This is a genomic window from Streptomyces sp. NRRL B-24085, from assembly GCF_001282115.1.
In the GTDB taxonomy this organism is placed as follows: Bacteria; Actinomycetota; Actinomycetes; order Streptomycetales; family Streptomycetaceae; genus Streptomyces.
In genome coordinates this window covers 1-6,415 of the sequence record NZ_LJBR01000138.1, presented here as the reverse complement: position 1 = coordinate 6,415, position 6,415 = coordinate 1, and the positions used below count along the sequence as shown (strand labels likewise).

The 6,415-nt window shown below is 68.0% G+C and carries 10 protein-coding genes; 1 reads left to right on the top strand and 9 read right to left on the bottom strand.

Annotation, left to right across the window (positions count from 1 at the left end; genetic code table 11):
- Positions 1–93: 93 nt before the first annotated feature.
- Positions 94–438 (top strand): DUF4333 domain-containing protein, encoded by a 345-nt coding sequence (locus AOJ26_RS17235; protein ID WP_053849192.1) that lies wholly within the window; start codon positions 94–96, stop codon positions 436–438.
- Positions 439–468: 30 nt separating this feature from the next.
- Here the strand turns inward: AOJ26_RS17235 and AOJ26_RS17230 are convergent, their stop codons facing one another.
- The 9 genes from AOJ26_RS17230 to AOJ26_RS17190 all read right to left on the bottom strand — a co-directional run.
- A complete protein-coding gene (locus tag AOJ26_RS17230; protein WP_053849191.1) occupies positions 469–975 on the bottom strand; it encodes a hypothetical protein in 507 nt (168 codons plus the stop codon).
- A 48-nt stretch (positions 976–1,023) separates the two neighbouring features.
- Positions 1,024–1,521, bottom strand: coding sequence for a hypothetical protein (locus AOJ26_RS17225; RefSeq protein ID WP_053849190.1), 498 nt, complete (start codon positions 1,519–1,521; stop codon positions 1,024–1,026).
- Positions 1,522–1,596: 75 nt separating this feature from the next.
- On the bottom strand, positions 1,597–2,892 hold the full coding sequence (locus tag AOJ26_RS44385; protein ID WP_053849189.1) for a hypothetical protein: 1,296 nt from the start codon (positions 2,890–2,892) through the stop codon (positions 1,597–1,599).
- 76 nt (positions 2,893–2,968) lie between these two features.
- Entirely contained in the window at positions 2,969–3,307 is a 339-nt protein-coding gene (locus tag AOJ26_RS17215; protein WP_053849193.1) for a hypothetical protein, read from the bottom strand.
- A 185-nt stretch (positions 3,308–3,492) separates the two neighbouring features.
- Positions 3,493–4,122 (bottom strand): OmpA family protein, encoded by a 630-nt coding sequence (locus AOJ26_RS17210; protein WP_053849188.1) that lies wholly within the window; start codon positions 4,120–4,122, stop codon positions 3,493–3,495.
- 8 nt (positions 4,123–4,130) lie between these two features.
- The gene (locus tag AOJ26_RS17205) at positions 4,131–4,709 is read right to left on the bottom strand and encodes a hypothetical protein (RefSeq protein ID WP_053849187.1); all 579 of its coding nucleotides are present in this window, start codon (positions 4,707–4,709) and stop codon (positions 4,131–4,133) included.
- 16 nt (positions 4,710–4,725) lie between these two features.
- Positions 4,726–5,337, bottom strand: coding sequence for a pilus assembly protein TadG-related protein (locus tag AOJ26_RS17200; RefSeq protein ID WP_078959930.1), 612 nt, complete (start codon positions 5,335–5,337; stop codon positions 4,726–4,728).
- Positions 5,334–5,522 (bottom strand): Flp family type IVb pilin, encoded by a 189-nt coding sequence (locus AOJ26_RS17195; RefSeq protein ID WP_053849185.1) that lies wholly within the window; start codon positions 5,520–5,522, stop codon positions 5,334–5,336. Before AOJ26_RS17195 ends, AOJ26_RS17200 begins: the two co-directional genes overlap by 4 nt.
- Positions 5,523–5,607: 85 nt before the next feature.
- A partial coding sequence (locus tag AOJ26_RS17190) for a response regulator (RefSeq protein ID WP_053849184.1) occupies positions 5,608–6,415 on the bottom strand: 808 nt, incomplete at its 5' end.

Genomic DNA, 6,415 nt, shown 5'->3' with positions numbered 1-6,415 from the left:
TTCGGTGTGGAGATCGTGGTGGAGTGAGGGGGTGGCGTGCTGCGGGGTACCTTGAGTCCTTCCTTGCTCGCGTGACGGGAGTTCGCGGTACTGATGAACAGGGTGACTGCCGCACGGTCGGTTCTCACAGGGTCGGCGGTCAGCGCACTGCTCGTAGGCTGCTCGGCCTCGCTCGACCTCGAGAAGTCCGAGCCGACCATGTCCGCGGACAAGGTGGCCGGCCTCGTGGCCCAGAAGCTCGCCTCGACGACGGGAAGACCGGAACCGGACATCAGCTGTCCCAAGGATCTCGTCGGCAAGGTCGGCACCACCATGAGATGCAAGCTGACAGCAAGCGACGGCAGCACCCTGGGGGTGACGATCACCGTGACCTCAGTCGACGGGAAACGGATCAACTTCGGCTTCGAGGCCGACGCCAAGGCTTCTCCGGCTCGTTGACCGGCCATCACGGAATCCACCGCGCTGATTTCACAGTCGGCCGGTGATGGTTCCGCGCCAAGTCCATCCTGACTTCAGAACAGCGTTCTGAAGCGGGTCCTTGAGGTCGTCGCTGTCGAAGCTGAAGGTCTCTTCTCGGTTTCCGTCCTCGTCCCTGCCGAGCGACCATTGCTTCGAAACGGACTTCACCTGACCGCGCTGAACGTCGCGCGCCGGGGAGAGCGTGGGAGTGTCCCCCACCCATTCGACCTCGAATTGCTGGTCGAGAGAACGCACTTCGTTCTTCTCCGGGACCAGGCGCATAGAGACCTTGAACACCCGGCTCGTCTGACGGCGAAGGAAGAAGGTCCGCCAGGCCGGCTCCAGGAGACGCCACTCGGCCACCAGGTCCGCGCCTTCCTCACCGCCTTCCCGGATGACATAGGGCACGTCAGAGCCATTGAGGCCGAGCAAGGCAGCCCGAACCTCATCGGCGGACCGCGGAGCAATGCCATCGGCCGGGCGCCGGGTTCCGGTCAGCTTGTCGAAGAGTCCCATCGCGTCAACATATGAGGTCGCGGCTTGCAAGTGCAAGATCGATCCGGGCTACTGCTCGGTGCCGGTGCGCGGCCGGACCGTGCGCACGAATTCCTCGAAGTCTCCCAGGATTTCCCGGTATTGGGCGTGGGTACACGTCAGCACCAAGCGGATCACCACCCGGCTTCGCGGCTCGGCCACGTCCAGCAGGGACAGGTACACCTGAGTCTGGACAACATCGCGGAGCGTGCCGCCCTCGGTGGTCGAGACGGCCAGTTTCTGGAGGAGACCCGGAGCCTCCGCAGAACCCATTTCGCGTCGATCGGTAAGCACAACAGACGCACCGGTCTCACGCAATCGTGCCACCGACCCGTCAGCGATCTCGGGGAGCGTCACCGAGTCCGGACGATACTCACCGTCAATCGTGATATTGGCGGTGAAACCGGCATCCGGTCGAGAGTGCAAGGCGATGAACGCCGCACCTGGTGCGCCCACTTCGTCAGGGGGTGCGGCACGCCACCTTTTCGGTAGCTCGAACTCAATCGGTACCGGCAGCGTCGTGGCCATCCAGGTCTCCCCTCGCTCCTGTTGGGCGGCTTGCGGGTATCGGTGCGCCCGTGGCAGCGCGTGCGGATTCCCGCATCAGACCAGAGCGCCGAGTCCGTCGGCGATGTCACCGACGGTGTCCCCCACCTTCTTGGGGTCGACGGTGAACTCGAAGCCCACGGAACCGCCGAGTCCGAAGGCCAGTCCGGTGTGCGTGGTGACCTTCCACTTGCCGTCCTCGCCCTTGCCGACGGTCGCTTCTCCCTCAGCCCCGATTCCGGCCCATCCCTCAGCCGTCGCACCCGCTCCGATACCGCCGACATCGGCCCCTCCCGAGGCGCCTCCTTTCGCCCCGGCGAACGCCTCTCCGCCCAGGGCGAGGCCCTCGAAACCAACAGTGGCACTGCTGCTCGCCTCCAGGCCCCCCACGCCCTGGGCCCGCCCATAGAGACCTACCGGCCCGAGATACGCGCTGCCTTTCGCCGAGGCTTCACCGCCGGCGAAGCCACTGCTCTGGCCCTGGATGCCCTCATTGGTGGCGCTGCCGCCCAGCACCCCCTTGGCGCCGGCGTACGCCTCGGCTTCTCCCGCAAGCCGGAAAGGGCCGTTGGTGAGGGATCCCGCAGCCGATGCCCGGCCGAGGTCAGCGTGAGCCTCAGCCTCGCCCAGCGAGCCGTCTCCCGTGCTGGGCCCGGACGCGGCTGCGCCGACCGCGAGACCAGAGGCGTCCGACTCACCCTCGACGACCCACCCGTCCGTCTTCGCCCCGCCCCTCTGCTTCTTCAGCTCGGCCGCGCGGGTGGCGTCGGCGCCGTCCAGGGAGGTGACCACCCTGGAGTTGAAGTGGTCGGTGTGACCACCGAGGTCGTGGCACAACGCCCAGCAGGCGGTCTCGTCGGCGTCCGCGGCGCGCCGCAGGACGGCTTCGATACGGCGGACGAAGGCGTCGCAGGCCTGTTGCTGCTCGCGAATGAGGGCTTGGCCGTCGGGGTCGTGATGGGCCCAGGTCTGCTGGTTGGCGTCGTTGCGGGGGGTGACGACACCGCTGGCGCTGACGTGCAGGTCCTGCTTCACGGCCTCCACGTCGGCCAGACGGTGGAGGTCCTCCTTGGCTCTCCTCAGTTCGGCGTGCAGAGTCGTGAGGACACCCGCGATGCCTTCCGCTTCCCTCTGCGCGTACGCGAACTCCTGGTGCGCGGCGCGTACGTCGTTGCCCGCCTTGGCCGCGGTCAGGACCGGCTGCCTCCAGCCGGCCTGCTTGAAGGGTCTGGCAACCTCGTCACCGAACCCGGTGTGCAGGGCCTTGAACTTGCCGACGGTCTCCTCCCAACGCTCGGCTGCCTCGCCGAGGTTGCCGAGGCTGAGGTGGTAGAGCTGCTCGTACGTCGGCATGGCTGCGGTGAGTCCCCCTGTGGCGTGACGTGGTGTGTCTCGTCGGTCTGCGACCGAACCGGGCGGCGGTGCCGGTTCACCCGAAGGGCGAGGCCCCGGCCGACATGGAGCGCATCGTCTGCGTGTTCGCCGCCTCGGTGTCCTGGTACAGCAGACCCGACCCTCCGCACTGGCCGGCGAGACTGTCGCACTTGGCCGCGAGCGCCGACACCTGACTCGACCAGGTATCCGCCAGGCCGCTGAGCACCGCGCCCAGCCCACCGCTCCAGTGAGCGCTGCCGAAGTCACGGGCCGCCGACCGCGTCTCGTCCACCGGATGCGCACCCGCGGTACGCGTCTGCCCCGCCGTCTCGCGTGCGCCGCTGCCCGCCCGGTTCAGAGCTGCCGGATCATCGATGTCCGTCCCGCCAGACATGTCCTGTCCCCCGTGTCGGCTCCCGGTCCCCATCGGGGCGGAAGTCCCCCATGGACACAGCGAATTCACCTGCTGTGCTGGAGCAAAATAGCATCGCTGTACGCGGTCTCCCGAGGGCATGCGACCCGAGCACGGGTCTGCCCTCGTACCGAATCACCCCTCTGAGTGACGTCTCGTGTCCCGGGTCAGCTCTCCCCCCGCGGGAACGACACCTCCACCCGGCGGTTCTTCTTGCGGCCCGCCTCCGTCGCGTTGGAGGCGATGGGGTAGTCCTCGGAGTAGCCGCGGACCTCGTAGGTGACGCCCGAGTCCTTCAACTCCTGGTCCAGGACGTCCTGTACGGCGTTGGCGCGCTGGCGGGAGAGGGTGCGGCCGTGGGCGTAGCTGCCCAGGTCGTCGGTGAAGCCGAAGACGCGGATACGGGTGGCGTTCTGGTTCTTGATCTCCGCCGCGATCGCGGAGATACGGGCTCTGGCCTCGCCGTTGAGCTTCGCGCTGTCCTTGCCGAACAGGACCTCGGCCTGGAGGGCGAACTTCACGTCCGCGTTGGTGTCCTCACGGCGTTCGTCGCCGCTCTGGTCCTCCACGACCTGCTTGATGTCCAGGACCTTCGCCTCGGCGAGGGTGGCGCCCTCCGGGAGCTTCAGGTCCGGGTCGTTGGGGTCCACCTCGACGGGTGCGGTGGCGGAGGGTTCGGTGCCCGGGGGGACGCTGGGACCGTCGTCGGCCCGGGCCGGGGTGAGGGTCAGGGCCGCCGTGAGCGAGACGACCGTGAGGGCCAGGGCCAGGCGGGGTGGGGTTCGGGTCGCGGCCATGGTGGGCGTCATCCGGAGATCTGGATGGTGGCGGAGGCGAAGGTGGGGAGCTGGAAGGTGACGTCCGTGGTGCTTGTCGGGGGCGCCGGGAACTGAGCGAATACGGCCAGTGATTCGCCGGGTTGCAGGGACGAGAAGCCGGTCGTGGTCAGTGGTCGGCCGTCCGTGTCGCGCAGCACGTAGTAGCGCTTCTTCGAGGCGGCGTCCACCAGGGTCGCGCCCCCGAGGGACATGCCGTGCCGGAGGATCTCCGTCTCGTCCCCGCGTACCGCGGGTGGAACGGTGATGCGCTTGGAACCGTCGTTCTTCAGGTTGCCGTTCACCGTGACGAAGCCGCCGGCGTCCCGGGTGGCCGAGGTGATCTGGAGCAGCAACCCGCTCGTGCCCTTCAGCTCCGCCATCGGCTCGTCGGACTCACCCTCCTGAGTACTCGGGTCGGATCCGCCCGTGCGGGAGGCCGACGCCGAGGTCTCCGGCTTCTTGTCGTCGCCGCCACCGCTGCAACCGGCCACGCCGACGGCCAGTCCGGCCGCGATCGTCAACGCGACCATCCCCCTGCGGGCCTTCGCCGTGAACCGAATGCTCATCACTCCGCTTCCTTCGTCACTCGTCGTTCGCTTGCGCCAGGTGGACGTCGAAGAGATCCTCGGGGCCGGGCAGGTCCGTGAGGTCCTCGGGGTCCAAACTCCACTCGCCACCGTCCTGGCAGGTGAGCTTCGGCAGTACATCCGCTTCTTCGCCGGGCAGTTGGAACTCGCAGACGGGTTCGATGACCGCGGCGGCCGTCTCCGTCGACTGCTTGCCCTCGACTCCGGGGACAATGGAATCACCGACGGTCTTGTTCGTCCTGACTTCGACGCTGTAGCCGGGGGGCAACCCCGTCAGCGATCGGCAGCTCACCGTGGTGGCGTCGTTCTGCGCGGCCAGTTCGTCCGCCCGTGCACAGCCGTCGAACTCCACTCCCACGCCGTCGAAGATGTCCTGCCACTTGGTGGGATCTAGGACGTTCTCCACCCACTTGTCGGTGAGCTTGTCCCGCGTGTCCAGGGCCGCTGCCAGCGCCGCCGCGTCGGCCGCCGTCTGGGCGCCGTTCCGGTTGGCCGCCGCCTGCCCGACCGCCAGAAAGGCGAACGCGAGAAAGAGCAGGCCCGCCACCACCGTGATGTAGATGGGGAAAGCCTGCCCTGCGTCGCCGTGAATACGAGGCCCGGTCAGCCGCTGATGACTTCGTTGACCTTGTCCACGATCGCCGTGTAGATCGTGTTGCCGATGTCCGTCCCCGTAATGGCCAGCACGATCGCCACCACCACCGCGATGATGCCCAGGTACTCGACCGCGGTCTGACCCTTGTCGTCGTTGAACCGGTTGTTCATCGTGAGACCCTTCGGTGTCGCCGCCATCGACAACCGGAACGTAGACCCGTGGATCCCGGTCCGCGCAGGGTCCCTGGGCCCAAATCCGGGCCCAAGCTCGTGTCGGCACGGCTCACCCCACCCCCCGGCCCGAACTCGGCGCCGTACCCAGCCACTTCGCGGCGGCCTCGGAGCGGCTCGTGCTGTGGAGCTTGGCGAAGATGCGGTTGATGTGGTTCTTGACCGTCTTCTCGCTGATGAAGCAGGCGGCGGCGATCTGCTGGTTGGTCATGCCGGATGCGATGAGGTCCATGATCTCCGCCTCCCTCGCGCTGAGTTGGAAACGCGGCCTGTCCGGTGACGACTGTCCTGACTGTCTCGACTGTGCCACAGATGATTGCAGTTGCGAAAGGCCTTTGAGGGGAATTGGCTGTGCGGGGGACGACACATGGGGGTTTACGTGTGCATTCGCATCGCGTAGTTGGGTCAGCAGGGCGCTCGCCGCGGTGGGCGTGAGGTGGGTGCAGCCCCGCGCGGTGTCCCGTACGGCCGCGGCGAGCTGGTCCGCCGTGAACTCGCCGTGGACGAGGTAGCCGTCGGCTCCCCTGCGCAGCGCCTCCTGGACGGTCTCCGGTTCGCCGCTGTACGTCAGCATCAGCACCGGGGCGATCGGCACGAGGTACGGAAGCGCCGAGATGCCGTCCACGCCCGGCATCCGGACGTCCAGCAGGACCACGTCCGGGCGGTGCCGGCTCGCGGCCTCGTAGGCCTCCCGGCCGTCCGCGGCCTCCGCCACGACCGTGAGGTCCGGGCGGCCGGAGAGCAGCGCGGTGAGGCCCGCTCGGACCACCGGGTTGTCATCGGCGACGACGATCCGGAGGGGGGTGGCCGGGGCCGTCGGGAACAGCGCGATCGGTGGGGTGGGGTGCTCGGGGTCGTCC